Genomic DNA, 25,110 nt, shown 5'->3' with positions numbered 1-25,110 from the left:
TTTGCATGTTCAGTTTTCAATGTTCATGTTTTGTTTTTTGTTGCTGTGTCGTTTTGGCGACTTTAATATCATAACAAACTTCATTATTGATGTCAACAACTTTTTTATTTCTTTTTTTGAAGAAGTCAGTAGTTAAAATGACAACTTGATAACTATACCACCTTGTAAAGCTTATGACAAGAGATTTTCTTAACTTTTTTTCAAGAACTTTTTCCTTCAAAGCTTTCCACAACATATAGTGGATATTAAAAGGTGAAGCACTATAAATAGTAGTGCCCCACCTTCCATCAAAAGAAAATCCTATATGATTAATCTTTGTGTCGCATAGTTGGGAACAATAACACGTCGCGAATAGATGCAGCGTTAGTTAATAACATTACTAATCGGTCAATTCCAATTCCCAAACCACCTGTTGGCGGCATACCGTATTCTAATGCTTCTAAGAAGTCTTCATCCATTTCGTGTGCTTCATCATTACCCGCTTCTTTTTCAACTAATTGTGCTTCGAAGCGTTGACGTTGATCAATAGGGTCATTTAGTTCTGTAAACGCATTTGCATGCTCACGTCTAACAATGAATAGTTCAAAGCGATCTGTAAACCTTCCATCTTCCGGATTTTTCTTAGCAAGTGGCGACACTTCTACCGGATGTCCATAGATAAATGTTGGTTGCACTAATGTTTCTTCTACTTTTTGCTCAAAGAATTCATTTAATACATGACCTACTTCCATAGAAGGTTTTACTTCTACGCCATGTTCTTTCGCTAGTGCATGTGCTGCTTCCTTCGTCATTTCATTCCAGAAGTCCACTCCTGTTATTTCTTTTACTGCATCCGCCATATGCCAACGTCTCCAGCCTGGAGCAAGATTAATTGCATCTTCACCATAAGTCACTGTAGTTGTTCCCAGTACTTCTTGTGCAACATGCGACACTAAATTCTCCGTTAGGTTCATGATGTCGTTATAATCAGCATACGCTTCATATAATTCAATCATCGTGAATTCAGGATTATGACGCGTTGAAACACCTTCATTTCTGAATACTCTTCCAATTTCATATACCTTTTCTAATCCGCCTACTATTAGACGCTTTAAATGTAACTCAATTGCTATACGCATATAAAGTTCCATGTCTAGCGCATTATGATGTGTAATGAAAGGACGTGCCGCTGCTCCGCCCGCAATAGAATGTAATAATGGCGTTTCCACTTCTAAGTAACCTTGGCTATCTAAGTAGCGACGCATAGATTGAATAATACGGCTTCTAGTGATGAACGTTTTTTTACTTTCTTCACTAGTCATTAAATCTAAGTAGCGTTGACGGTAGCGTTGCTCAACATCTTTTAAACCGTGGAATTTCTCTGGCATCGGGCGTAGTGATTTTGTTAAAAACGTGAATTCTACCGCTTTAACAGATAATTCTCCTACTTGTGTACGGAATATATTTCCTCGCACACCTACGATATCTCCTAAGTCCGCTGAGTTAAATAATTCATATGCATCTTCACCGATCGCATCTTTACGTACATAAATTTGGATTTGACCACCAAAATCTTGAATATGCGCAAATCCAGCTTTCCCTTTTCCACGCTTTGTCATAATACGACCTGCAATTACGACTTCATGTGGCGTTTCTTCTAATTGTTCTTTCGAAAAATCGGTAAATTCAGCAATCACTTGATCACTCAAATGCGTACGTTCAAATTTACTACCAAAAGGATCTAACCCTTTCTCTTGTATTGCAGTCATCTTTTGTCTTCTCACCAAAAGTTGATCGTTTAATTCTTCTACGTTAGACATGTTCGTCACTCCTCCACTACCTATTATCCGCAAGTTTCATTTATTACGTTGAACTTATTGTACACAATTTCTGCACGCTGTTCACCTTTTTCCTACACCAGGAGATATTTCGTATTATTCAGACTACATTTTAAAATGGAAAGAGCCATCACTTGAAGTGATAGCCCTTGTTTTAATATTAAGCAAGAATAGATTCAGCATCATTATATTCTTTCGTTAATTCTTCCGCAAAATAGTGTAAGTAATCTTTTACCCTTGAGCAGTCCCTGTTTGGTTAATCTTATTTCTCGCTCTACCATTCCCACGAATACCTTTTAAATACCAAGAAGCATGTTTGCGCATTTCTCGTACCGCAATGTTCTCACCTTTTAAAGCAGTTAAGCGATCAAAATGTAATAAGCACACATCGATTTTCTCTTGTACAGAAGGTTCTGGCTTCAGCTCACCAGATTCCAAGTATTCTATCGTACGATAAATAATCCAAGGGCCTCCTAGCGATACACGACCAATCATTACAGCATCTAAACCAGTTTCATCTAACATACATTTTGCATCTTGGGGCGTATTAACGTCTCCGTTTCCGAATTCAGGAATATTCACTACTTCTTTGACTTGACGAATTAAATCCCAATTCGCATGACCTTCATACATTTGTAAACGTGTACGGCCATGTACAGCCACAGCAGCTCCACCCACACGTTCTAGGACACGAGCATTCTCCACAACATAAATATAATCAACGTCCCAACCAAGTTACGCATTTTAACACTTACCGGCTTATTTACATTATCTACAACCGCAGAAACCATTTCGTAAATCATATTCGAATCAAGCAGCCATCTAGCTCCTGCTTCACATTTAATGATTTTATTTACTGGACATCCCATATTAATATCAATGATGTCCGCTGATGTATGTTGATCTACATATTTAGCAGCCGCAACAAGCGTTTCTTTTTCTCCGCCAAAAATTTGAAATGATAGTGCATTTTCGCGTTCATCAATATAAAGCACACTTAAAGTCTTTTCGTTTTTATAAACGATTCCTTTATCACTAATCATCTCTGCGTAAACTACCCCTGTGCCAAACTCTTTGACAGTTAATCAGAATGCAGAATTACAAGTACCAGCCATTGGAGCTAAAACAACACGATTATCCATTTCAAAGTTACCAACTTTAAATGGTTTTGTTGATGCAATTGACAATATCATTCAGCATCTTTTATTTCACCTTTTAATTCGTCTAGCTGTATATCAAGTACAGATGAAATGCTTTTTAACTGCACCTCATTTGGAACTCTTTTTCCTTGCTCTATTTGACCAAGTATAGACACCGAAATATTCATTTCTTTTGCAAGTTCTACTTGATTCATTCTTTTTAATCGTCGAAATGCACGAATGCGTCTACCCCATCGAATGTTTTCCATTTACGTACGCCTTCTTTCTGAACATGTGCAAGCTTCAATAAAGAATGCTTTGTTAGAGGCTCAACCAATTCCGGATTTAATTCCACAAGAGGTACGAGCACAAAACCTCTTTCCGTCATCCTTGGATGTGGAATAATGAGATTCTCTGTTTTCATATTCTCTTCATTATACAACAAAATGTCAAGGTCTACAGTTCGAGGACCCCAATGAATTTCTCGGGTACGCCCAAGATGTTCTTCTATTTCATTGCATTTTTTTAATAACTCATGAGGTGAAAGTAGCGTTTCAAGCTCGACTACGATATTTAAAAAAGCTGCTTGATCTACATTACCGACAGGATCTGTTTCATAGACAGAAGACACTTTATTCATTTGAACATCTTCGCTTTCTCGTAACAATCGAACTGCCCTTCTAAGATAATTCAGTCTATCTCCTATATTAGATCCTAGTGACAAATACGCGATATTCATAGCACGCCTCTTATAATATCGACAGCAACAGAAGCATAATGACCTGCAATCGGCGGATTCGGCTTCACTAGTTGTATGCGACAACCAGTTACTTTTGCTTCATAATCCTTTAATATCCGTCCAGCTATTTTTTCTGCCACTGCCTCAATTAATAAACAAGGCTTCCCTTCCACAATCTCCTTACAAAGCTCAAATACCTCTGCATAATTCACAGTCTCCGCTAAGTCGTCCGTTTGACCTGCTTTTTTTAAATCGCAAGCAAGCGTAATCGTCACACGAAAAATTTGACCAAGCTTTGTTTCTTCCGGCAAAGCCCCATGGTATCCGTAAAACTCCAAATCATTCAAGTGTATGTAATCCATAATAGTTATACCTCGCTTTCCTTATATTCCACTTTTCCTATTAGTACATCCATCATTTTCGTCATACGCGCAATTTCTTTCACATCATGTACACGGACCATATGACAACCATATTGCAAACCGAAGCATACGGTCGCGCCCGTCCCTTCCACTCGTTCGTTCACTGGAAGATTGAGTACATTTCCGATTAGTCGTTTACGTGAAGTCGCCAGTAAAACAGGATACCCCATGTCCACTAAATGTTCTAAATGTTGCATCATCCAAATGTTTTGGGTCGTGGATTTCCCAAAACCAATACCAGGATCTAACCAAATATGCTCATCAGGCACTCCTGCTGCTTTTGCAATTTGAATACATTCTACTAAATCTTGTTTTGCTTCTGGCCAGAAATCGTTATATTCTTCGTCGTCTCTATTATGCATTAGTATTATCGGTACACCTAGTTCTGCTGCTACCATCGCCACTTTGGGATCTCTTTTAGCACCCCAAATATCATTAATGACATGTGCACCGGCTAGTACTGCAGCTCTCGCAACTGCTGATTTGTATGTATCAATAGATATGATTGCATTCACCTCTGCGATAATCGCCTGAATAACTGGTACAACACGTGCTATTTCTTCCTCATCTGAAATAACAGTATGACCAGGTCTGGTAGACTCCCCACCTATATCAATAATTTTAGCACCATCCACAACCATCTGCTTAGCTCTAGCAACCGCTGCTTCAATTTCATTAAACTTTCCACCGTCCGAAAAAGAATCCGGTGTTACATTTAATATACCCATCACAATTGTTTCTTTTCGAAAATCTAATGTAACTCCTCCAGCTTTAAAAGACCTCGTATTATATTGTAAGTTCAACGTTCTGCACCTTCCTTCTGAATACACGTAACATACGCTTCATGAAGCGCAGCATACACAGGCCCTTCACTTCCTAAGAAATACTTTTCTTCTATATTTTTTATAGGGACAATTTCTTGTACCGCATTTGTAATAAATACTTCATCAGCTTCTTCTAATACTTCTCTTGCAAATAAACCTACCTCTACTACGAATGGAGAATTTTTTATCAGCCAATCCCGTGTGACACCTGCTAATATCCCTGTATCTAGTGAAGGTGTAAATAATTTCCCTTCCTTCACCCAAAACACATTCGACGTAATTCCTTCTGCAACAAATCCTTCCGCAGTTAGAAAGATACCTTCCAAAGAGGCTAGAGAAGTAATTTCAAATCGGGCTTGTACATTATTTGCGTAATGATGGGATTTATGGCGTATCGCACTTTCCGGAGAATTTCTCGCCGTTTCTAGCCATACTGCTGATTTTTCCATTCCTCTAGGTAGAGTATGCAATGCTTTTCGGAATAAAATGACCGTGGGCTTTTCATAACTGGTTGGTTGGAGGCCAATATCGTGCACACCTGCCGAAATATTTAGCCTAAAGTATCCGTCTTCCCCATTATTCGCTGTTGTTAACTCATCTACAGCTGCTAGTATCACTTCTTTATCGTAAGGCATAGTAATACGAAAATCGGCTAAGGCGCGAGAAAGTCTTCCCCAATGCTCTTCCCATAAAAACACCTTCCCATTGTAAGTACGAAATGTTTCAAAAAAACCAAGCCCATATAAGAAACCGTGATCATAAGGAGAAATCGTTAATTCGTGAGACTGGTATAATTCCCCTTCCTTCCAAGCTTCCACGTTAGATACTCCTCTTTATAGAAGGACTGTATGCTCCGATAAAATTCTGAATGAGCTTTTTCCCTTCCTCTGTCATGATCGACTCCGGGTGAAATTGCACCCCTTCTATAGCAAACTCTTTATGACGAAGTCCCATAATTTCTCCTTCTTCTGTCCAAGAGGTCACTTCCAAACAATCAGGCAATGTTTCTTTCTCTACAAGCAGCGAATGATATCTTGTTGCTTGAAAAGGATTTGGCATTTCCTTATTTACACCTTTTCCATCATGAAAAACAGGAGATGTTTTGCCGTGCATTAATCTTTCTGCACGAATTACTTTTCCTCCGAATGCTTGCCCGATCGATTGATGTCCCAAACAAACACCCAATATGGCAATCTTACCCGCAAAATGTGTGATTGCCTCTAAACTAATCCCAGCCTCATTCGGAGTACAAGGACCTGGCGATACAACAATTATATTTGGAGCAAGCTGTTCAATTTCAGCAATCGTCAAATCATCATTACGAACAACCTTCACTTCTTCTCCGATTTCTCCTATATATTGAACGAGATTGTAAGTAAAGGAATCATAATTATCAATCATTAAAATCATTGTTTTCCTCCTTCTGCCATAGCTTTCGCTTGCCATAATGCTTTCGCTTTATTTAAAGACTCTACATATTCTGCACTAGGAATAGAATCTATCACAATTCCTGCTCCCGCTTGAATATGTACCATTCCATCTTGAATAAATGCTGTTCGAATGACAATATTTAGCTCCAAATCACCCGAAAATCCTAGCCAACCGATAGAACCTGTATATAGCCCTCTGCGAACCGGCTCTAATTCCTCAATGACTTCCATCGTACGAATTTTGGGAGCCCCAGTTATCGTTCCACCCGGGAACATAGCTTGGACAATTTCTGTATTGGAAGTATCAGGACGAAGTATCCCTTTTACATTTGAAACAATATGCATAACATGTGAGTACCGTTCAATCACCATAAATTCATCTACTTCTACAGAGCCATAGGTAGATACTCGACCTAAATCATTTCTTTCTAAATCGACAAGCATTACATGTTCTGCCCGCTCTTTTTCATTGTCAATTAGTTCATGAGCAAGTCGGATATCTTCTTGATCGCTTTTTCCACGTGGTCTCGTTCCTGCGATTGGACGAGTAGATAATGCTTTCCCCCTTTTCTTCACTAAAAGCTCCGGTGAACCAGATACAACTGCAAATTCTGGTGATTGAATATAGGCCATATACGGAGATGGATTAAATGCGCGAAGTGCCTCATACATAGCAATTGGCTCTGCGTTTAGTTTTTTGGATTGTCGAACAGATAGATTTACTTGAAATACATCGCCTTGGGCAATATATTCTTGCACTTGATGAACAGCCGCCTCAAATTCTGTATCATTTACCGAAACAAATAATTCCGCTTGATCTTCTGCTACTTCTGTTGCAGCTCCTGATAAAAATAGACGTTCCGCCCTTTTACTCGCAGCCTTCAACACTTCTTCCATTTCAACCAAATCAGCATTACTTATTGATAATTTCATGCATGTCACGGTTTCTGTGGCAACATCCAGAACTGCCCAGAAATCAAACAGATAAAAATAGATGTCTGGAATATGCAAGTCGTCCACTGCTAGAGTAGGTAAAACTTCTATTTTACGCGCATAATCATAACTAATAAAACCGGCAGCTCCACCTTGGAAATCCGGTAAATGTTCTTGAAAAGGAATTCTATAAGACTCAACAAGCTTTTCCAATTCAGTAAGAGCTTCTCCTGCACGCATCTCTTCTTTTCCACTTCGCCATTTTATATGTAATCCAGTATCAACTGATTTTGTCACTGCTAGTGGATTCCAAGCCGCAACACATAAATATCCTCCTCTGCCACTTTCCAAAAATAAATGATGCGACTCTTCTTTCGTTATTTCTTTATACGCATAAAAAAAGGCTTCCTTCGCCATGTTAAATGTATGTGTTTGTAAGTTTAGTGAATCCACTTCTTCAAATCCCCCTAAAAAACGATTTGCCTCCATCTTAACTTGAAACCCCTACTTTTCGCCACATAAAAAAGCGGAAGCACATTTGCTCCCACTCCTCTTTTTACATTAGTCTTCAAATTGGTATAATGGTGTACTTAAATAACGTTCTCCGTTATCTGGAATAATTGCAACAACTTTTTTACCTTTCCCAAGTTGTTTTGCAAGTTGAAGCGCTGCATAAATAGCCGCTCCAGCAGAAACGCCGCCAAGTATACCTTCTAATTTTGCAACTTCACGTGACGTTGCATATGCATCCTCATTTGATACTTGAATAATAGAATGATACATTTCTGTATCTAACACCTTTGGTACAAATCCTGCACCAATACCTTGTATTTTATGAGGACCTGGTTTACCTCCAGATAAAACATTGGAGTCTTTTGGTTCCACTGCAACAATCTGAATATCCGGGAATTTTTCTTTCAATACACTACCAGCCCCAGTGATTGTTCCACCAGTACCTATTCCTGCTACAAAGCCGTGTAATTCGTCAAATACTTCTGCAATCTCAGGACCTGTTGTTAAACGATGAATTTCTGGGTTTGCTTCATTGTTAAATTGTTGAGGCATAAACCATCCATTTTCATTTGCCAGTTCTTCTGCTCTTGCAATAGCACCTTTCATCCCGTCTGCTCCAGGTGTTAACACTAAGTCGGCACCATAAGCACGTAGGAGGTTTCTACGCTCTAAACTCATTGTATCTGGCATTACTAATACAGCTTTATAACCTTTGGCAGCTGCAATCATCGAAAGACCTATTCCTGTATTACCACTAGTAGGTTCAATTATAATACTACCTTCTTGTAATTTCCCCTCTTTTTCAGCAGCTTCAATCATGGCAAATGCAATACGATCTTTTACACTACTTCCCGGGTTGAAGTATTCTAATTTTACATATACTTCGGCATCCTCAGGATTTGAAACTCTGTTTAATTTCACTACTGGCGTTTTACCAATTAATTCGACTACGGATTGCGCTAACTTTGCCATTATCCCACTCCTAATTCCTACTATATTAATAGGTTTTATTTTTATCATACCAATGACAGAGAATAAATGTCAATAAAAGAACATTGAAAAAAGCTGAAAATTAGAAAAAACAGCATACTCCATAGAATACGCTGTTACTTCTCACTATACGACCATTTGGCATCAAATTCTTGCCAAAATGTTTCGGGTGTAACAGATTGAGAGAGCTGATCTAGTGCAAGCTCTCGGTGAATATGGTCTTTTACATCCGCATACGAAAATGACTCACCTTTAAAAACATTTACAACTTGCGTAACTGCAAATCTCCCATCCTTCAAGGCAATGATATCACTCCACTTACCAACCTCTATGTTTGGCAAAGCAGATATAATGGCAGTATCTACCGACTGCGCATCTGCCGATACATATCCGATGTCTCCACCCAAACTTGCAGAACTAGCATCTTTGGAGCGTTCTCTTGCCAATCCTTCAAAGGAAGAGCCATTCTCCAGTTCTTTTACAACTTCTTTTGCTTCGTCTTCTGTAGTAGCATAAATAATACTCGTTCGATAGGAAGTAGGTATATTATATAAGTTTTTATTATTATCATAATATGCCTTAATTGCATCGCCTTCTATTACTATATCTTTCGCTAGAACTTTTTCTAAAATTAAACGAGATCGTACTTTTTGACGCATCGTTTCTTCATCAAATGTTTGAAGAGAAGTATCGGTTCCTTCTTGTGTCGAACGAATAAGAGCAAGTTCGAGTTCTATTTCTTGATCTGTAACTTGTATATTATTCTTTTTAGCAGCTGCCTCCATCACTTTTGCATTTACTAAATCCAATAACACTTCTTTCCCGTACATCGCTTCCATCGAAGCCATCCATTCTTCCTTTGTAATAACTTTCCCACCAACAGAAGCGACTTCTTCCGTTTCACTGACCTTTTCATCCGGAGTCAACCAAGCAATAAACCACAGGAAATTGCCAAGCAAAAGAATGCCTAGTAGGAGTAGCACTGGTTTTGTTTTTAATCGTCGTTTTTGTGGTGGATTAAAGTTATCACGCGTTGATTTCATCGATGAATGACTCCAATTCCTCTATTGAGTATAAATATTTCTCCATACAGAAATGGCAATGCGCTTCTGCCCCTCCGTCTTCCTCAATCATTTCTCGAATTTCTTTTTCACCTAAACTAATAATCGCACTACCAAACCGTTCTTTTGAACAATTGCACGCAAACGAAACAGGAGTAGAGTCCAAAATCTGCACATTATCTTTTCCTAAGATTTCAAAAAGCAATTCTTCTGGTGTTAACCCTTTTTCAATCATTTTAGATACGGGCTCCATAATTTTTAGTTTTTCTTCAATTATTGTAATCGTTTCATCATCGGTACCAGGCATCAGTTGAATGATAAACCCACCTGCCGCTAGAATTGTATTATCCGGATTAACCAATACCCCTAGACCAACAGATGATGGTACCTGCTCGGATACAGCAAAATAATAAGTGAAGTCTTCCCCAATTTCTCCAGAAACGATTGGCACTTGTCCTGTAAAAAAGTCTCTTAAACCAAGATCTTTTACAATAGTTAATGTCCCTTCCGTTCCAACCGCACGACGAACATCTAATTTCCCAACTTCATTTAAATCGAAATGTGTCTGCGGATTCGTTACATAGCCACGAGCTTCTCCTTTTGCATTGCTATCAATTATCATCGGGCCAATCGGACCATTACCTACTACTTTGATCGTGAGCTTATCCTCACCTTTTAACATAACCCCCATCATAACCGCAGCAGTCATGGTTCTTCCAAGTGCCGCTGATGCAGTTGGCCATGTTTGGTGACGTCTTTGCGCTTCTCCAACAGTTTCTGTTGTCCGTACCGCAAACGCACGTACACTTCCTTTAAAAGCTAACGCTCTTACTAAATAATCACTCATTTATTTCATTCCTTTTTCATTTAAGTTTCGTTGATATATTAGATATAATCCTTTTAACGTTAAAAAAGGATCTATTACATCCACGATTGTTGTTTCATCTCCTATTAGATTTGCCATACCGCCCGTTGCAATGACTTTAGGAGTGTGTTTTGATACTTTTTTTATCCGATTTACTATACCTTCTACTTGTCCAACATACCCATAAACAATACCAGACTGCATTGCAGAAACAGTATTTTTTCCTACTACATGTTCTGGTCTGGTTAACTCTATTCGAGGAAGTTTACTCGCTCGAGTAAAGAGTGCCTCTGTTGATATACCAATTCCGGGTGCTATTGCCCCTCCCATGTACTCGTCCTTTTCATTGACAAAACAATAAGTCGTGGCAGTTCCAAAGTCAACTATTATGAGGGGACTACCATACTCATGAATGGCAGCGACGGCATTTACAATCCGATCTGCCCCCACTTCACGTGGATTCTCACACTTAATATTTAATCCGGTTTTGACTCCAGGACCTACCACTAGTGGTTTAATACCAAAATATTTTTTACACATTGCTTCTAATGAAAACATAATGGGTGGTACCACAGAGGAAATAATAATACCTTCTATTTGGTCAAAAGAAATATTGGCATGTGAAAACAATGCTTTTACTTGCATCCCGTATTCATCTTCTGTTTTTAGGCGATCTGTTTCCATTCGCCAATGATGGATGAGCTTATCACTTTCATATACACCTAAAACAATATTTGTATTCCCTGTATCTAGCACAAGTATCATCTGGCTTGTCCTCACTTTTCGTAAGTTTTCCCACACATCATACCATAGAAAGACCTAAAGAAAAAAGCTGATTGCCTCGTATAAATACGAGAAGCAACCAGCCCTTTTCTTCTATTAATCTCTACGTTCTTCTTGAATTGAATTTTTCGGCTCAACTGTTGGACCATTTTCTGTAGGTAAATCACCAGTAGATGGATCTGCTGGAGCACCTACTGCGTCAGGTACTTCTTCACTTTCTTCCACTATTACTTCTTGGTTCGCTAAATCATATACGCGTTCCGGAAGTGTTCCGTGTTCTTCCAAGTGTTTGATTTGAGCAGCATCCAACGTTTCCACATCTAATAACGTAGTCGCAATTAAAGTTAATAACTCACGTTTTTCCGTTAATATTTGTTTTGTTCGTGCATATTGCTCTTTTATCATTTTTTGCATCTCTTGATCAATTTCATATGCAATTGCATCAGAATAGTTTTGCTCTGAGTTAAAGTCACGTCCAAGGAAAACGTTACCACCTTGCGCTTGACCAAACTGCATAGGACCTAATTTATCACTCATACCGTACTCCGTAACCATGCTTCGCGCAATACTAGTTACACGTTGGAAGTCATTATGGGCACCTGTAGAAACTTCCCCAAATGTAATTTCTTCCGCTACACGACCACCAAGTAGACCTGAAATTTTATCAAGCAGTTCAGGTTTTGTCATGAAGTAACGATCTTCTTTTGGAAGCATTACCGCATATCCTCCAGCTTGACCGCGTGGAACGATTGTCACTTTATGCACGATTTCTGCATCATCTAGTGTTAATCCGATAACCACATGTCCTGCTTCATGGAACGCAACAATATTACGTTCTTTTTTAGAAATAACTTTACCGGATTTTGCTGGACCAGCAATTACCCGATCTGTTGCTTCATCAATGTCACTCATATCTACTTTTTTCTTGTCACGTCTAGCAGCTACTAGCGCGGCTTCATTTAATAAGTTTTCTAAATCCGCTCCAGAGAAACCTGGTGTACGTTGTGCAATTGCTTTTAAGTCTACCGATTCATCTAAAGGTTTATTGCGAGCATGTACTTTAAGTACCGCTTCACGACCTTTAACGTCCGGACGCCCAACTGTAATTTGACGGTCAAAACGACCTGGACGAAGAAGTGCCGGGTCTAAAACATCTGGTCTATTCGTTGCAGCAATGATAATAATACCTTCATTTGCACCGAAACCGTCCATTTCAACAAGTAATTGGTTGAGTGTTTGTTCACGTTCATCATGTCCACCACCAAGACCAGCTCCACGTTGACGACCTACCGCATCAATTTCATCTATAAAAATAATACAAGGTGCATTTTTCTTCGCGTTTTCAAACAAATCACGAACACGTGATGCTCCAACTCCGACAAACATTTCAACGAAATCCGATCCACTAATAGAGAAGAACGGAACTCCAGACTCCCCTGCCACTGCACGAGCGAGTAATGTTTTACCAGTACCCGGAGGACCTACTAATAAGATCCCTTTCGGAATACGAGCTCCGATTTCCACGAATTTACGTGGGTCTTTTAAGAAATCTACTACTTCTACTAGTTCAGCTTTTTCTTCATCTGCTCCAGCAACATCTGTAAATCTTACTTTTTTCTTTTCATTATCATATAGTTTTGCTTTACTCTTACCAAAGTTCATCACACGGTTACCACCGCCTTGTGATTGGCTTAATAAGAAGAAGAATAAAATAATGATAATCAAAAATGGTAATAATCCAGTGAAAAATTGAATCCAGCCACTTGTTTTAGGAGTTTCTTTTACATCTACTTTGACTGATCCTGCTTCTGCCAAAGCATCAATTTTCGTTTGCAGATTAGTACTATTAGGAGGTAGTTTTGTTAAGAACTTTTCTCCATCTTTATAGCCCTTCATCTCACCTTCAACAAAATATACACCTTGTTCCGGCTGCATTGTAAAGCTTGTTACTTCTCCTTTTGAAAGTGAAGTCATAAATTCGGTATAATTAATATTTTTAGTTGGTGTGTTGCTTGTATTAAACGTCGCAAAAATCCCAACAATCACAAAAAATATTAATAGGTATAATATAGCGTAACGCAATGCTCGATTCATTCCCAGCCTCCTCACAAGGTAAACAGAAAAACTATATGTAATCTTATCATACGATTTTTTTCACGTACAATGAAAAGCCTTTCAGTTCAGTAATCAAATATGCCTTGGTAAATTTGCGCCCAGATTTTGAATAAAACCTGCACGAAACACTTCTATCTAAAAAGAGTAAACTTCTTTCTTCAACACACCAACATAAGGTAGATTACGATATTTTTCGGCATAATCTAATCCGTAACCAACAACAAATGCATCTGGAACTTCGAAACCAACATAATCGGCTTTCAAATCTACTTTTCGACCGGTTGGTTTATCAAGCAATGTAACAAGTTTAATCGATTTTGCTTTACGATATTTGAATAGATCTACTAAATAGCTTAATGTCATCCCACTATCAATAATGTCTTCAATGATTAAAATGTCGCGGCCTTCTACACTTGTATTTAAATCTTTAATAATTTTTACTTCTCCAGAAGATACTGTAGCATTTCCGTAACTTGATACATCCATATAATCCATTTCAATGTACGTGTCCACACGTTTCATCAAGTCGGACATAAATGGCATAGCCCCCTTTAAAATTCCAATAGCAAGCGGGAACTTATCTTTATAGTCTGCTGTTAGTGTTGCTCCTAATTCACGTGTCTTTTCTTGAATTTGTTCTTCCGTTAATAGAATTTCTAAAATGTCTTTTTCTAACATTATAGTCCCCCCTAATAGTTATTTTTGTTTTAAGTATATGACATAGTTTTGTCCTTGATACTCCCTTGAAAAACGATCTTCGTAACGAAGTCCAATCACCGCTAGTATATCATTATTCTGATTTACAAGCAGCGGCCAAACACGCCGATCCTCTGCTGAGACTTTTTCATCTATAAATAATCGAGAAACTTTCTTTAACGAGGACATCCCTTTTACATGAATGCGGTCGCCTTCTGCTTTTTGCCTAATAAAAAGCGGAAGTGAATCATTTTCCAACTGAACAAACCACTTTTCATCTGAAATAGTTCCCTCTAAATTTCTCGTTACATAAATCGAAAAACCAGCACCAATTTCATGCCAGCGATCCTCTTGAATCATAATTTCCCCTGATAATTCAGGTTCGAGATAGGAAGATGTAAACTGGACCTTATCATAATGACGCACGAGAAAAAAAGTGTTAGGCAAATGGATCACCACATTACCTTGTTGCTCACTACAAGCAGAAAGAATGGACTCAATTAATCGTTCATTTAGTAGGATCTCGGTTTCTTTGTAGAGATAGTTTAATAGTAGTAGAACTACTCTTCTTTGTAAAGCGTTGGGGACTTCAGCAAAGCGCATTGCATCAAGAAAAAAGGTACCATCTGAATCTACCGTCACAAGCTGTTCAAACTTTTCTTTGGCCATCACTTTAAGAAATGCATCATCTTGTTGTTGCTTCTCCACAAATGATTGAATTTTATCACTCACATGTGCATTTTCTTCCACCAATAGTGGCACTACTTTATGCCGGATTCTATTTCGGGTATATGTATGTTTGTCATTGCTTGGATCATGTCTAAAAGTTTGATGAAGTACTTGTATATAGTCTAAGATTTCATCCTTTGTTACACATAAAAAAGGGCGAATAATTTCTCCTATTGAAAAAGACCTTATCTTTGGTATTCCTGTGATAGAGGGCGAAAGCAATCCTCTCACTAACGACATCACAACGGTTTCAATTTGATCGTCCGCATGATGACCTAGTACTAATTTCTGGTAGTTATGCTCTTTCATTACTTTTTCGAAGAATGCATAGCGCTCTTCTCTACAAATAACTTGAACGTTTCCACCTTCTAAGACTACCCTTTTCGGAACTTCAATCTTTGTACCGTAAAAAGGTAACTGGAGAGCTTCTGCAAGTTGCTGTACAAATTGCATATCCTCTTCAGACTCTTCTCCCCTTAACTGATGGTCCGTATGAACAATTGCGATATCAAATGCATAGTCTTTTTGAAGTGCATGCAATACACGCACCAATGCAACCGAATCTGCTCCACCAGAACAAGCAATAAGAAGACGCTCTCCCTTTTCTATCAACTTATGCTTGTCGATGTATTTTTTTACCTTTTGGTCGAATAGAAGCATCTTCTCACCCCTTTTTTATTTATATCTATAGTATGAACAATTTTCACTTCGTAATAATCCAGATCGCTGCACTTTAGTATTATTATTAGTGTACCATCTTTTCTTGGAATTTTGCTGTTTCGCGCGGTGAAAAAATAGACCATTCCGGTACGACATGTTTTACTTGCATGAAAATAACGGTGCGATCGTCCCCTGGCAGAGAATAGGTTTCTTCCAGCTTCTTTACAAATCTCTCTGCGTTCATTTTAGGATCTCGTAGTATTTTTTGGTAATACATTTCTTGTTTTTCAATGGAAGTATTAGACGAAAAAACTCCATCCGATAACATTAATAGAATATCTCCATCTTTTATATCCACTTTCCTTGCTTCAATTGTAAAAGTGGGTAAAAACCCAAATGGCACATGCTTACTTTCGATTTTGCGCATGTCATTTCCTCTTATTAAGTAAGTTGACATACTACCCGCTTTCCAAGACCAAAGTTCCCCTTTTTGTAAATCAATCAACCCAAGATCTACCGTTGCATAACTATCTGTATCATCTTGCAAGCTCATCATATAGTGGAGTGTATGCATAGTGGTTTCTGGATCCATTTTTTTATTTAAACATTCCCGCATAAAATGCATTACTCTTCTACTTTCTCTATGCGCTTCAATATTATTCCCCATTCCGTCGGATAAAATAACAGCCAGTAATCCAGGATGAAGCGAAAACACAGCATGTGCATCCCCAGAGTAAATCGTATTTCTACTAGATGATGTATAAATATCATGTGTCACTTGAAAACGAACGGAAGATTTACAAGTCATTTGAATATGCTCATACGGATGATGCAATTCCTTCATAGAGGTTATTTCAAAAGGTTCTTTCCATAACTCGTAAAAAATAGGTAATATTAATCGTTCGCCAACCATTTTGGCTTTTGATTCTACAGGTAGACAACAAACTACTTCCATCTGTCCAACCGCTATATTCAAAACATCTATTTGAAAAAAAGGGATGTTACATTGTTGAAACTTCTTCTTCACCTCTTCCTCGTGAGATGTATATAAAGTCATACTATTATCTAAATTATTTATAAGGTCACTCATATGGTTCCCCATATCGCGAAGCTTTAATGCATACATCTTTTTACCATGTTGTAGTTGGTTATTTAACTTCCTTTTTACTTCCCTCTCTGTCAACTCTTGAATTATTTGCCCGGGCTTTACGCATTTATATTGTATTTTCTTTTCTAATTGTATTCTACTTTTTTTGGTTTCATCTTCCCATTGTTCCATTAGCAAAGGAATACCATTAGATTTCTCTCCCCAGCACTTTTCATACTGAAAACAGGAGTGACATGTTGAAAAAGACTTACTCTGTTCTTTTTGAGCCTTTCCTCTAGAGTCAAATCGATCCGATATAAATCGAGTAATAAAATCGGCGAAATGCTGAAATTCTTTCAACTGATTATTTACTTTTTCAGTCATCCATTTTTGTCTTCGTATGAGAATATTAGACGCATCAGGATAAAGTTGATCTTTTAAATATTTAATCCATTTGGAAGGGACTGCAAAAAACAATAACGAAGCAGTAACAAGTGAGCCTATATAAACAGAATCTAGCGGTAACGTATGATCGTATAAAATAAAGAAAAACGTTGCACCAAGCATACTAAACGCCTGCCACAGCCTACCAAATGGTTTGTGTAATCCAGCTAAAAATCCAGTAATGGCATATACAGCGATCATTCCACTAAAACTCAGTTTAGATATACTTAATATTGTTCCGGCTAGCACTGCTACAACGGTCGCAAGTTGAACACCGCCAACTGCAGCTGCTATAGCAATTATTAAATGTGCAAACAATAAAGGGATAGAAACATATCCGAAAGTAAAGGAAGACATTCCCGTTAACACTAATGCGCCTATTAACAGAGCTGCCCCCATTCTTTCCGCTGTCCATCTTCTATGAAGAAAATCTGGTAATGGGAGAAATAGTTGAAAAAGGAATATTGTCATAAACAAACTCAAAACACCTTCATATCCTATTGCAAGCCAAACAGAACCTGGAATACTTCCTGCATACGAAATATATTGCCAAATAACTTGTGTACAAATAACATCTATAAGTACAAACAGCGGTAAAGGTATTTTCTTTATAAACTTTTTTAAATAGAGCGGAAAAATCATTGCTTGCATCGCATGAATTAACACTTGTCCAAGTCCTAACGTAACACTCCCTAGTAAAGCCCCGGCAATTGTCCAAGGCAAAAAGCGTTGAAACCGTAAATTTACCAATGCCCATATTGGAAGAAAAAATGGAACGGAAGCTTCAAATAGTACGACTTGTGCTAAGAAAAAAGCAAGAATAAAAAAAACAATGTTAAATGAAATGGATACTTTTCGTACTTGTAGGCCCTCTAAAACCTTTCTCCACGTAAAACCCTTTTTTTGACCTTGCTCATACATCGTTTTCAAAAGTAACATACCTCCTATTCAGCTATTGATGGAAGTATACCTACAATTAGAACAAAAAGTATGTCTGTTTCTGGCATTTGCTTTTAAAAAGTTTTCGACTCTTTTAGTCAATTAATTAAAAAAATTTAACTTTTTTTCATAGAAGTATTGACACTTTGACCAATCGCTTGTAATATTTAATTTGTTCGTTAAAAACGGCGGCGTAGCTCAGCTGGCTAGAGCATTCGGTTCATACCCGAAAGGTCGTGGGTTCGACTCCCTCTGCCGCCATTTATTTTTTAACATATGGCCCCTTGGTCAAGCGGTTAAGACACCGCCCTTTCACGGCGGTAACACGGGTTCGAATCCCGTAGGGGTCATCTAATAAGAAAGCAGTTCCAAAAGTTAAATCTTTTGGAACTGCTTTTTTTAATATTAAAAATAAAGGAGAATCATCAATGAATACAAATAGACTAAAACCTTTTGAAGCTGCTACTCAATTCATTTCTCAAAACTTTTCTAACTGCCAAGGTGCTCTTTTAGCAGGAAGTACGGTCCGAGAAGAAGCGACGGAGACTTCTGATTTAGATATTGTAGTATTCATCCAATATATTCCTTTTCGCTAAAGAGAAGCATTAGTAGTAGGTGGTTGACCAATTGAAATTTCCGTCCATAATTTAACGTCATACAACAGTTTCTTTGAAAGTGATAGCAAAAGATCTAGGCCCTCTTTACCTAAAATAGTTGCCGAAAGGATTATCTTGAAAGACGAGGAACATCTTAGATCCAATCCAAAAAGAAGCCAGGCAACTAATAGCTAACTGTCCCGAAGCATGGTCTATCGACACAATAAATATAAAACGATACTTTATCACAGATGCTTTAGAAGACTTTATTTGGAAGCAAAAATAGCGCGGAAGATATCTTCATCGCTTAGGCGCTAGCAGAATTAGTAAGTGAGTTTGTTTTACGAACTAATCGTAAATGGATTGTACGTGCATTAAAAAACTATGATGAGCATTTTACGGAACAATTTGTCGAAGCTTTTGATTTTTATTATACAACTGGCGACAAAAATAAAATAATTAAAATCGCTGACGATGTATTAGAGCCATACGGTGGTCGGCCTATTCGATGGATTTTCATTAGGGAATTAAATAAGAGAGGCGCAAGTGTCCTTTAAGTGCATTTTGTCTTCACCGATTCCAGAGTGCTTTGGACGAAACATCAGATACACTATTAACGAGGGAAATTTTATGGATACTATCTATTTTTCTCTAGTACCAACTACTCTAGTTATTCACCCACCAATTCATATATACTGTGAACTTTAAAAGAAAAAACCAGTCAAGATCAAGCATTTTAAAATTAGAGGTACAACTTATAATTACTAACCAGAGTCCCTCTACATCTAGATCTTCCTTGCAGCTAATTTCATCTATTTTTGCATCTCTTAAGAAAACTATCGATCATTCTATTTTACACAAACTAGGATTTAGTGCGGCGGTAGGAGGCTCGTCGCTCTCTCCGCGGAAAGAGAATACCAGAGCGCTAAAGCTGACTTGCTAATAACCTATAGAAGACGAAAGCCTCCCTTTCTCATAAAGAGTGAACTCTTTATGAGAAAGAAAAAGTTTCATTTAAAAAATGTATTAGCAGAAAAATTACGCCATTTGATTTGTGGCATACGAAGCTATAGCTAGAAATATACAAAACCCCCAAAACCGAATTCCTAGTTATTAGAGATTTGCTTTATGTGATAATTGTCATGATCAATAAAATCGGTGAAATAGTTACGAATCGATAATTGGTGCTCACCGATAAAGAAGACTTTGTCCCATTCTACTTCTTCAATTTCCAGAAGTTGCTCTATTATAGCGTGACGTTGTTGCTTAGCGTACCTTAGGGTTTCTTTAAAAGTTAGTTCCTGAGCCTGGGCTGCTGCTTTTGTATTAAAGCCTTCGAAATCGGGAAATTCTTCATGTCTTCTCCCCTCTTTCATTTGTGGGAGACGTTCCACGATCCCATTCAGCTAAATGCATTTCTATTTCATTTGGCGACCATTTACCTTCTGCATATGGAGATATCGCTTGTTCTTCCGAAACCTCATGCAAAGTTTCTATCCACGCTATGTAGTTCCGTTGGTGTTCAAGTATCTCTTCCTTTTTCAATTGAATCACTCCTCTTTTTTTCATCCCCTACTTAATTCGAGTTGAAAATCCAATCTAACTTCTTTTTTGAATTATTTTCACCAATCTATTCCTACAAAAAAGCATCCACAAATTTTCTGTGGACGCTGCGACTTATTTTATTAAGTTTAAAAACTGGCGAGTACGCTCTTCTTTTGGATGCATGAACATGTCACTCGGTGTGCTACGTTCAATAATTCGCCCTTGATCCATAAAGAGCACTTCATTGGCTACATCATTCGCAAAACGCATTTCATGTGTCACTACAACCATGGTAATGCCTTCTCCAGCTAAGTCTTTCATTACTTGAAGAACTTCCCCTACTAGTTCAGGATCTAACGCTGATGTCGGCTCATCAAACAACATTACTTCTGGTTCAAGTGCAAGTGCTCGCGCAATACCCACACGTTGTTGTTGTCCGCCTGATAATTGGTTTGGATAATAATCGAGCTTATCTGCGAGTCCTACCTTTTGTAAAAGAATAGCAGCTTTTTCTCTGGCTTTTCCCTTATCTTCCTTTTTTACCGTAACTAGACCTTCCATCACATTTTGTAGCACTGTCATATGTGGGAAAAGATTATAGTGCTGAAAGACCATCGCAGACTTTTTTCGGAAGCTTTCTACTTCTTTTTTCGCCATTCGTTTTGAAAAATCTAACGCTTGATCACCAATTCTAATAATCCCTTCAGATGGTACCTCCAACACATTTAAACAGCGTAATAACGTGGTCTTTCCAGATCCTGATGGTCCGATGACAACGATTACCTGTCCTTTCTCAATGGATAAATCAATTCCTCTTAGTACTTCGACCTGATTAAAACGTTTTACTAATCCTTGTATATTAATCATCATAAACTCCCCTTCCTTTCCATCATTTCGATACATACCGATCAAATCGATTTTCTAAGTTGCTTTGAACAATAGACAGGAGGAAGCAGATGACCCAATACAGAATGGCAACTTCAGCATATAGCAAAAGGAACTCATAGTTTGTCGCAGCAATTTCTTGTGCTCTTCTGAACATTTCAGTTACTAAAATCAGAGAGGCAAGCGATGTATCTTTAACTAGGCTAATAAAAGTGTTTGATAATGGCGGAATGGATACACGTGTTGCCTGCGGTAAAATAACACGTCGCATCATTTGTACATAATTCATACCTATCATTTGTGCAGCTTCCCATTGACCTTTTGGAATCGACAAAATAGCAGCACGAATCACTTCAGAAGCATACGCACCAACGTTTAACGAAAATCCTAAAACAGCAGCAGGGAACGGATCAATTACAATTCCAATAGATGGCAGACCATAAAACAAAATAAATAATTGTACGAGTAAAGGTGTGCCACGAATTGCAGAAACATAAGCTCTAGCAAACCATTGAAGCGTTTTTGCGTTTGAAATTCGGGAAAGGGCTGTCAACACAGCTATTGCTAACCCGAGTACAAAGGTAATAAGAGATAACGGAAGCGTATAGACAACAGCTCCCTCCAGCAAAGGCTGAAGGGAGGATCTCGCTATTGTTATATAACGCTCTAATTTGTCAGGGTCTATGTCAAAACTATTCCAAAACATTTTCGCCAAACCATTTGTTAGAAATTTTTTCGTACGTACCATCTTCAATTATTTCATTCAACGCATTGTTTACTGCTTCGATTAAAGTTTCGTTCCCTTTCCGGAACATAAAACCACTTTGAGAAGCATCATCTGCTTCTGCAACAATTTTTACCGCTGCATCAGGCTTATTTTTTTTAAAATCTAACACTGATAATTTATCATTAATCGTAACATCTACACGTTTTGAATTTATCAACTCTATGGCTTGGTTAAAACCTTCTACCCCTACCAACGTTGCTCCATATGATTTTGCTAAATCGCCGAAGTTACTTGTTAGTGTCTGAGCAGCTTGTAAACCTTTAATATCTTCAAAACTTTTCACGTCGTTGTTATCTATATTTGTTACTAATACAGCTGCCGATGAAATATATGGCTTCGAGAAATCATATTTTTCTAATCGATCTTCACGAATCCCTACTTGGTTCGCTATTAGATCGAACCGCTTTGAATCAAGACCTCCAAAAATAGCATCCCATTGTGTTTCCATAAATTTTGGTTTTACGCCTAATCGTGAAGCCACTTCTTCTGCTAGTTCTACGTCAAAACCTGTTAACTTCCCTGAATCGTCATGGAATGAGAATGGTGGATATGTCCCTTCTGTACCAATTAATAACTCACCTTTTCCTTGAATTTTTGCTAATAGATCCGCATTAGATTTGTCCGCGCTTGCATTATTTTTATCAGATGTTTTTTCATCTGAGTTTCCGCACGCCGCAAGCATGAAAACCGAAGTAACAATAGCAAATAATAAAGTATATAATTTTTTCATTTTTATCCCCCTTTATTCTTATAGAATTACTAGGTATTATACTATATTAAAAGAAAGCAAACGTCAAAGTATATTAATCAACTTATTTAGTTACTTGTTTCCCTATCCTATTCACTTGTCATTGAATATTCCATCCTTCTTCAGACAATAAAAAAAACCCAACAAAAGTTGGGCTTTTAATAATTCCATCTATTAAACATTTTTTCTACCGATAAAACAGACAGCAATTTATCCTCTTTTAGCGCCTCTGCCACCGCGCTTAGATTCTGTTGCACGCTTTAACGTAGACAAACGATCTTCACTATCCTTTAAGAATCGTGTCATTTTTTGCTCAAAATTCTCTTTCATCGGACGATCGCGATCATTTGAACGATTGTTGTTACGTGGACGCTGAGGACGTTCTGGTCTCTCTGGTCTTTCCGCTTGAGGCTTTGCTTTACGAATAGATAATCCGATTTTGCCATCCGCTTCAACATTCATCACCTTAACTTCAACAACATCTCCAACCTTCAAATGCTCATTAATATCTTTCACATAATTGTCCGCAACTTCGCTAATGTGAACCAGACCTGTTGAGCCTCCTGGTAGCTCGACGAATGCTCCGAAGTTAGTGATTCCTGTTACTTTACCCTCTACCTTGCTGCCTACTTCAATTGACATAAAAAAAATGCTCCTCCTTAAAATTTAAGCGACTCTTTAACGAGTATATACGATTTTTTCATACAGACCCTACCTTTATTATAGCCAACAAAAAAAGAGTGTCAATAAGACTACTCTTTTGAAGCGTTATTTTATCTTATTTTTCGTTGCTATCAGGCAAAGCAAAAATAATTTCTCCTTCTTCTGACAGAAAGTAATCTCTTCTCAATAATTTGCCAATGTACTCATCATCATTTAATTTAGAAATCTGAAGTTTCAACAATTCTTGCTCTTCTTGTACTTTTGCAAGTTCTTCTGTAACTTGTTCTTTTTTCTTTCTTTTTTCTTCTAAAGCATTATTACTATTTATCAATGCGGAAATTAAAACACCAATAATTACAACGGACATAACTCCAAATATAGATAAGCGTCTGAATAAACGAAGTTTTTTGGCCTGTTTACGGTTTTCTTGACGTTCGATCGAGCGAACGTAATCAGTATTAATTGATGCAAGTTGTTTCTCAAAAGGTGCTTTCCTTTGATTTTCTCCCACTTCGCCCTCTCCCGTCAAACTATTTCAATTTTTCGTGTACTTTTTATTATAACGGAAGTTGGGTTTTTTCTGAAGGGCCAAATGCAGTGTTTTTAAATATATATAACGAAATGGTTTAGTAATAACTAATATTAGCAGGAAGATTAAACTACTAATTTTACCTATTAGTGTTATAAATGCATGTAATATAAACCATATAGGCTTAACGATTAAACGCAAAAAGATCCTTCCCGTCAATTGAAATGCGGGCTGAAATAGCTTTTCGTATAAAAGAATACCTAATAATTGCGCCAACGGATCATAAACTCTCCATACCCCGTCCCGTACTTCATAAAGCAAGAAAAAGGTTCCTAATCCAAGTGATATCCAAATAATTACTTCAATACCTATTCGAGATTTAAAAATAAAGGAACGCTTTGAAAAACTTCCTGTTAGAAAGCGCGTCCCTTCAATGATTGCCCCAATTAGAATTCCACTCACCATCAACAATAATAAGCTAACAAATTGGAGAGAGAGTGTCATCCGAATAGTTTATGAAGTAATCCTCTTGCTCCGTCTGCCTGCTGCTCCTCATCGTATTGCATTACTCGAACGATTCCTTCTAATGTAAGGAGGCCTTTATCTACGTCTAAATGAACAATCTTTAATTCTTCTCCTTTAATGTGAAGGATTCCTTGGGATGTTCTTACATAAAATTCTGTTTGATCAAATCGTTCAATGGATTTTACCGAAGTTAAATCCATTCTTTTTCGATTTCTTAGTGAAATCAAGTGATCCCCCGATGGAATGGTAATTGTTTGATTTTCTGCTTGAAATTGCATATACTCTCTCCTCTCCTTGTCCTATCTTTGTATTGTATGCACATAAAAAAAAAGCATGACAAATGCCATGCTTTTTCTTAATCTTCATCATCCATAAATGCTGGATCTATTTTTTCTAGTCTTTCTTCTTTGATAATTGTGTACATGGATGCAGCATCTTCTTTTTTCGCAGAGTCCTTAATAGTATCAACAGTAGCTGTAACCACTTTTTGTCCGAAACGAATGGATAGCTCGTCTAAAGCCTTCACATCGGAACTAGCTTTTGCCACTTTTCCGTTAATCGTTATTCTCCCCTGATCTGCTACTTCTTTGGCAAGCGTTCTACGTTTTATCAGCCGTGATACTTTTAAATATTTATCTAATCTCAT

At 37.7% G+C, this 25,110-nt stretch carries 27 protein-coding genes, 2 tRNA genes and 1 pseudogene; 3 read left to right on the top strand and 27 right to left on the bottom strand.

Annotated features, from left to right (window positions below):
- Positions 1–308: 308 nt before the first annotated feature.
- The 17 genes and pseudogenes from lysS to PB01_RS00375 all read right to left on the bottom strand — a co-directional run bounded on the left by lysS (position 309) and on the right by PB01_RS00375 (position 18,168).
- A complete protein-coding gene (gene lysS, locus PB01_RS00455) occupies positions 309–1,799 on the bottom strand; it encodes a lysine--tRNA ligase (RefSeq protein ID WP_151698367.1) in 1,491 nt (496 codons plus the stop codon).
- Positions 1,800–2,048: 249 nt separating this feature from the next.
- Positions 2,049–3,010 (bottom strand): annotated as a pseudogene (gene dusB / locus PB01_RS00450) (tRNA dihydrouridine synthase DusB).
- The gene (locus PB01_RS00445) at positions 3,007–3,225 is read right to left on the bottom strand and encodes a helix-turn-helix domain-containing protein (protein ID WP_151698366.1); all 219 of its coding nucleotides are present in this window, start codon (positions 3,223–3,225) and stop codon (positions 3,007–3,009) included. The pseudogene dusB and the gene PB01_RS00445 overlap by 4 nt, the downstream one beginning before the upstream one ends.
- A complete protein-coding gene (folK, locus tag PB01_RS00440; RefSeq protein ID WP_151698365.1) occupies positions 3,177–3,695 on the bottom strand; it encodes a 2-amino-4-hydroxy-6-hydroxymethyldihydropteridine diphosphokinase in 519 nt (172 codons plus the stop codon). The genes PB01_RS00445 and folK overlap by 49 nt, the downstream gene beginning before the upstream one ends.
- Positions 3,692–4,057, bottom strand: coding sequence for a dihydroneopterin aldolase (gene folB / locus PB01_RS00435; RefSeq protein WP_151698364.1), 366 nt, complete (start codon positions 4,055–4,057; stop codon positions 3,692–3,694). The genes folK and folB overlap by 4 nt, the downstream gene beginning before the upstream one ends.
- Positions 4,058–4,062: 5 nt before the next feature.
- The gene (folP, locus tag PB01_RS00430) at positions 4,063–4,920 is read right to left on the bottom strand and encodes a dihydropteroate synthase (protein WP_404815098.1); all 858 of its coding nucleotides are present in this window, start codon (positions 4,918–4,920) and stop codon (positions 4,063–4,065) included.
- Positions 4,917–5,759, bottom strand: a complete 843-nt coding sequence (gene pabC / locus PB01_RS00425) for an aminodeoxychorismate lyase (protein ID WP_151698363.1) — start codon at positions 5,757–5,759, stop codon at positions 4,917–4,919. Before pabC ends, folP begins: the two co-directional genes overlap by 4 nt.
- Before the next feature lies 1 nt (position 5,760).
- Positions 5,761–6,351: an aminodeoxychorismate/anthranilate synthase component II gene (gene pabA / locus PB01_RS00420; protein ID WP_151698362.1), complete on the bottom strand. Its 591-nt coding sequence runs from the start codon at positions 6,349–6,351 to the stop codon at positions 5,761–5,763.
- Positions 6,348–7,793 carry an anthranilate synthase component I family protein gene (locus PB01_RS00415; protein ID WP_404815097.1) on the bottom strand — a complete coding sequence of 482 codons (1,446 nt, stop codon included), beginning with the start codon at positions 7,791–7,793 and terminating at the stop codon, positions 6,348–6,350. Before PB01_RS00415 ends, pabA begins: the two co-directional genes overlap by 4 nt.
- A 72-nt stretch (positions 7,794–7,865) precedes the next feature.
- The gene (cysK, locus tag PB01_RS00410; protein ID WP_151698361.1) at positions 7,866–8,789 is read right to left on the bottom strand and encodes a cysteine synthase A; all 924 of its coding nucleotides are present in this window, start codon (positions 8,787–8,789) and stop codon (positions 7,866–7,868) included.
- Between the two features lie 134 nt (positions 8,790–8,923).
- Positions 8,924–9,850 (bottom strand): peptidyl-prolyl cis-trans isomerase, encoded by a 927-nt coding sequence (locus tag PB01_RS00405; protein WP_151698360.1) that lies wholly within the window; start codon positions 9,848–9,850, stop codon positions 8,924–8,926.
- Positions 9,834–10,715 carry an Hsp33 family molecular chaperone HslO gene (gene hslO / locus PB01_RS00400; RefSeq protein ID WP_151698359.1) on the bottom strand — a complete coding sequence of 294 codons (882 nt, stop codon included), beginning with the start codon at positions 10,713–10,715 and terminating at the stop codon, positions 9,834–9,836. Before hslO ends, PB01_RS00405 begins: the two co-directional genes overlap by 17 nt.
- On the bottom strand, positions 10,716–11,498 hold the full coding sequence (locus PB01_RS00395) for a type III pantothenate kinase (RefSeq protein ID WP_151698358.1): 783 nt from the start codon (positions 11,496–11,498) through the stop codon (positions 10,716–10,718).
- A 114-nt stretch (positions 11,499–11,612) separates the two neighbouring features.
- Positions 11,613–13,610, bottom strand: a complete 1,998-nt coding sequence (ftsH, locus tag PB01_RS00390; protein WP_151698357.1) for an ATP-dependent zinc metalloprotease FtsH — start codon at positions 13,608–13,610, stop codon at positions 11,613–11,615.
- A gap of 156 nt (positions 13,611–13,766) precedes the next feature.
- Positions 13,767–14,309 (bottom strand): hypoxanthine phosphoribosyltransferase, encoded by a 543-nt coding sequence (gene hpt / locus PB01_RS00385; protein WP_151698356.1) that lies wholly within the window; start codon positions 14,307–14,309, stop codon positions 13,767–13,769.
- Positions 14,310–14,327: 18 nt separating this feature from the next.
- Complete coding sequence (tilS, locus tag PB01_RS00380; protein WP_151698355.1) at positions 14,328–15,716, bottom strand: tRNA lysidine(34) synthetase TilS; 1,389 nt, start codon at positions 15,714–15,716, stop codon at positions 14,328–14,330.
- An 85-nt stretch (positions 15,717–15,801) separates the two neighbouring features.
- Positions 15,802–18,168, bottom strand: a complete 2,367-nt coding sequence (locus PB01_RS00375; protein ID WP_225986245.1) for a SpoIIE family protein phosphatase — start codon at positions 18,166–18,168, stop codon at positions 15,802–15,804.
- 205 nt (positions 18,169–18,373) lie between these two features.
- Between PB01_RS00375 and PB01_RS00370 the strand changes: the two genes are divergently transcribed.
- The 3 genes from PB01_RS00370 to PB01_RS21695 all read left to right on the top strand — a co-directional run bounded on the left by PB01_RS00370 (position 18,374) and on the right by PB01_RS21695 (position 18,782).
- A tRNA-Met gene (locus PB01_RS00370) sits at positions 18,374–18,447 on the top strand.
- Between the two features lie 17 nt (positions 18,448–18,464).
- A tRNA-Glu gene (locus tag PB01_RS00365) sits at positions 18,465–18,536 on the top strand.
- 78 nt (positions 18,537–18,614) lie between these two features.
- A complete protein-coding gene (locus tag PB01_RS21695) occupies positions 18,615–18,782 on the top strand; it encodes a nucleotidyltransferase domain-containing protein (RefSeq protein ID WP_318837495.1) in 168 nt (55 codons plus the stop codon).
- 1,106 nt (positions 18,783–19,888) lie between these two features.
- Here PB01_RS21695 and PB01_RS00355 read toward each other — a convergent pair.
- The 10 genes from PB01_RS00355 to PB01_RS00315 form a co-directional block, all read right to left on the bottom strand.
- Positions 19,889–20,176, bottom strand: coding sequence for a hypothetical protein (locus PB01_RS00355; RefSeq protein ID WP_225986123.1), 288 nt, complete (start codon positions 20,174–20,176; stop codon positions 19,889–19,891).
- Positions 20,136–20,327, bottom strand: a complete 192-nt coding sequence (locus PB01_RS21165) for a hypothetical protein (protein ID WP_225986122.1) — start codon at positions 20,325–20,327, stop codon at positions 20,136–20,138. The genes PB01_RS00355 and PB01_RS21165 overlap by 41 nt, the downstream gene beginning before the upstream one ends.
- Positions 20,328–20,459: 132 nt before the next feature.
- Positions 20,460–21,194, bottom strand: a complete 735-nt coding sequence (locus tag PB01_RS00350) for an amino acid ABC transporter ATP-binding protein (RefSeq protein ID WP_151701908.1) — start codon at positions 21,192–21,194, stop codon at positions 20,460–20,462.
- A 22-nt stretch (positions 21,195–21,216) separates the two neighbouring features.
- Positions 21,217–21,918, bottom strand: a complete 702-nt coding sequence (locus PB01_RS00345) for an amino acid ABC transporter permease (RefSeq protein ID WP_151701907.1) — start codon at positions 21,916–21,918, stop codon at positions 21,217–21,219.
- A complete protein-coding gene (locus PB01_RS00340; RefSeq protein ID WP_151698353.1) occupies positions 21,905–22,729 on the bottom strand; it encodes an amino acid ABC transporter substrate-binding protein in 825 nt (274 codons plus the stop codon). Before PB01_RS00340 ends, PB01_RS00345 begins: the two co-directional genes overlap by 14 nt.
- 228 nt (positions 22,730–22,957) lie before the next feature.
- Positions 22,958–23,389 (bottom strand): S1 domain-containing RNA-binding protein, encoded by a 432-nt coding sequence (locus tag PB01_RS00335; RefSeq protein WP_151698352.1) that lies wholly within the window; start codon positions 23,387–23,389, stop codon positions 22,958–22,960.
- A gap of 136 nt (positions 23,390–23,525) precedes the next feature.
- Positions 23,526–23,921, bottom strand: coding sequence for an FtsB family cell division protein (locus tag PB01_RS00330; protein ID WP_151698351.1), 396 nt, complete (start codon positions 23,919–23,921; stop codon positions 23,526–23,528).
- A gap of 24 nt (positions 23,922–23,945) precedes the next feature.
- Entirely contained in the window at positions 23,946–24,443 is a 498-nt protein-coding gene (gene yabQ, locus PB01_RS21835; RefSeq protein WP_151698350.1) for a spore cortex biosynthesis protein YabQ, read from the bottom strand.
- Positions 24,440–24,742, bottom strand: a complete 303-nt coding sequence (gene yabP, locus PB01_RS00320) for a sporulation protein YabP (protein WP_151698349.1) — start codon at positions 24,740–24,742, stop codon at positions 24,440–24,442. The genes yabQ and yabP overlap by 4 nt, the downstream gene beginning before the upstream one ends.
- Before the next feature lie 77 nt (positions 24,743–24,819).
- Entirely contained in the window at positions 24,820–25,110 is a 291-nt protein-coding gene (locus PB01_RS00315; RefSeq protein ID WP_151698348.1) for an RNA-binding S4 domain-containing protein, read from the bottom strand.

Source organism: Psychrobacillus glaciei (assembly GCF_008973485.1).
Lineage (GTDB): Bacteria > Bacillota > Bacilli > Bacillales_A > Planococcaceae > Psychrobacillus > Psychrobacillus glaciei.
This window is presented reverse-complemented; position numbering and strand designations above follow the sequence as displayed.

Coding starts and splice junctions, on each gene's coding strand:
- hslO (WP_151698359.1), bottom strand. CDS start 10,715: ATGAGTGATTATTTAGTAAGAGCGTTAGCTTTTAAAGGAAGTGTACGT.
- PB01_RS00315 (WP_151698348.1), bottom strand. CDS start 25,110: ATGAGATTAGATAAATATTTAAAAGTATCACGGCTGATAAAACGTAGA.
- PB01_RS21695 (WP_318837495.1), top strand. CDS start 18,615: ATGAATACAAATAGACTAAAACCTTTTGAAGCTGCTACTCAATTCATT.
- PB01_RS00375 (WP_225986245.1), bottom strand. CDS start 18,168: ATGTATGAGCAAGGTCAAAAAAAGGGTTTTACGTGGAGAAAGGTTTTA.
- folB (WP_151698364.1), bottom strand. CDS start 4,057: ATGGATTACATACACTTGAATGATTTGGAGTTTTACGGATACCATGGG.
- ftsH (WP_151698357.1), bottom strand. CDS start 13,610: ATGAATCGAGCATTGCGTTACGCTATATTATACCTATTAATATTTTTT.
- lysS (WP_151698367.1), bottom strand. CDS start 1,799: ATGTCTAACGTAGAAGAATTAAACGATCAACTTTTGGTGAGAAGACAA.
- PB01_RS00445 (WP_151698366.1), bottom strand. CDS start 3,225: ATGGAAAACATTCGATGGGGTAGACGCATTCGTGCATTTCGACGATTA.
- yabP (WP_151698349.1), bottom strand. CDS start 24,742: ATGCAATTTCAAGCAGAAAATCAAACAATTACCATTCCATCGGGGGAT.
- folK (WP_151698365.1), bottom strand. CDS start 3,695: ATGAATATCGCGTATTTGTCACTAGGATCTAATATAGGAGATAGACTG.
- tilS (WP_151698355.1), bottom strand. CDS start 15,716: ATGCTTCTATTCGACCAAAAGGTAAAAAAATACATCGACAAGCATAAG.
- cysK (WP_151698361.1), bottom strand. CDS start 8,789: ATGGCAAAGTTAGCGCAATCCGTAGTCGAATTAATTGGTAAAACGCCA.
- PB01_RS00335 (WP_151698352.1), bottom strand. CDS start 23,389: ATGTCAATTGAAGTAGGCAGCAAGGTAGAGGGTAAAGTAACAGGAATC.
- PB01_RS00350 (WP_151701908.1), bottom strand. CDS start 21,194: ATGATTAATATACAAGGATTAGTAAAACGTTTTAATCAGGTCGAAGTA.
- PB01_RS00405 (WP_151698360.1), bottom strand. CDS start 9,850: ATGAAATCAACGCGTGATAACTTTAATCCACCACAAAAACGACGATTA.
- hpt (WP_151698356.1), bottom strand. CDS start 14,309: ATGTTAGAAAAAGACATTTTAGAAATTCTATTAACGGAAGAACAAATT.
- PB01_RS00340 (WP_151698353.1), bottom strand. CDS start 22,729: ATGAAAAAATTATATACTTTATTATTTGCTATTGTTACTTCGGTTTTC.
- PB01_RS00395 (WP_151698358.1), bottom strand. CDS start 11,498: ATGATACTTGTGCTAGATACAGGGAATACAAATATTGTTTTAGGTGTA.
- PB01_RS00345 (WP_151701907.1), bottom strand. CDS start 21,918: ATGTTTTGGAATAGTTTTGACATAGACCCTGACAAATTAGAGCGTTAT.
- PB01_RS00415 (WP_404815097.1), bottom strand. CDS start 7,793: ATGGAGGCAAATCGTTTTTTAGGGGGATTTGAAGAAGTGGATTCACTA.
- yabQ (WP_151698350.1), bottom strand. CDS start 24,443: ATGACACTCTCTCTCCAATTTGTTAGCTTATTATTGTTGATGGTGAGT.
- pabA (WP_151698362.1), bottom strand. CDS start 6,351: ATGATTTTAATGATTGATAATTATGATTCCTTTACTTACAATCTCGTT.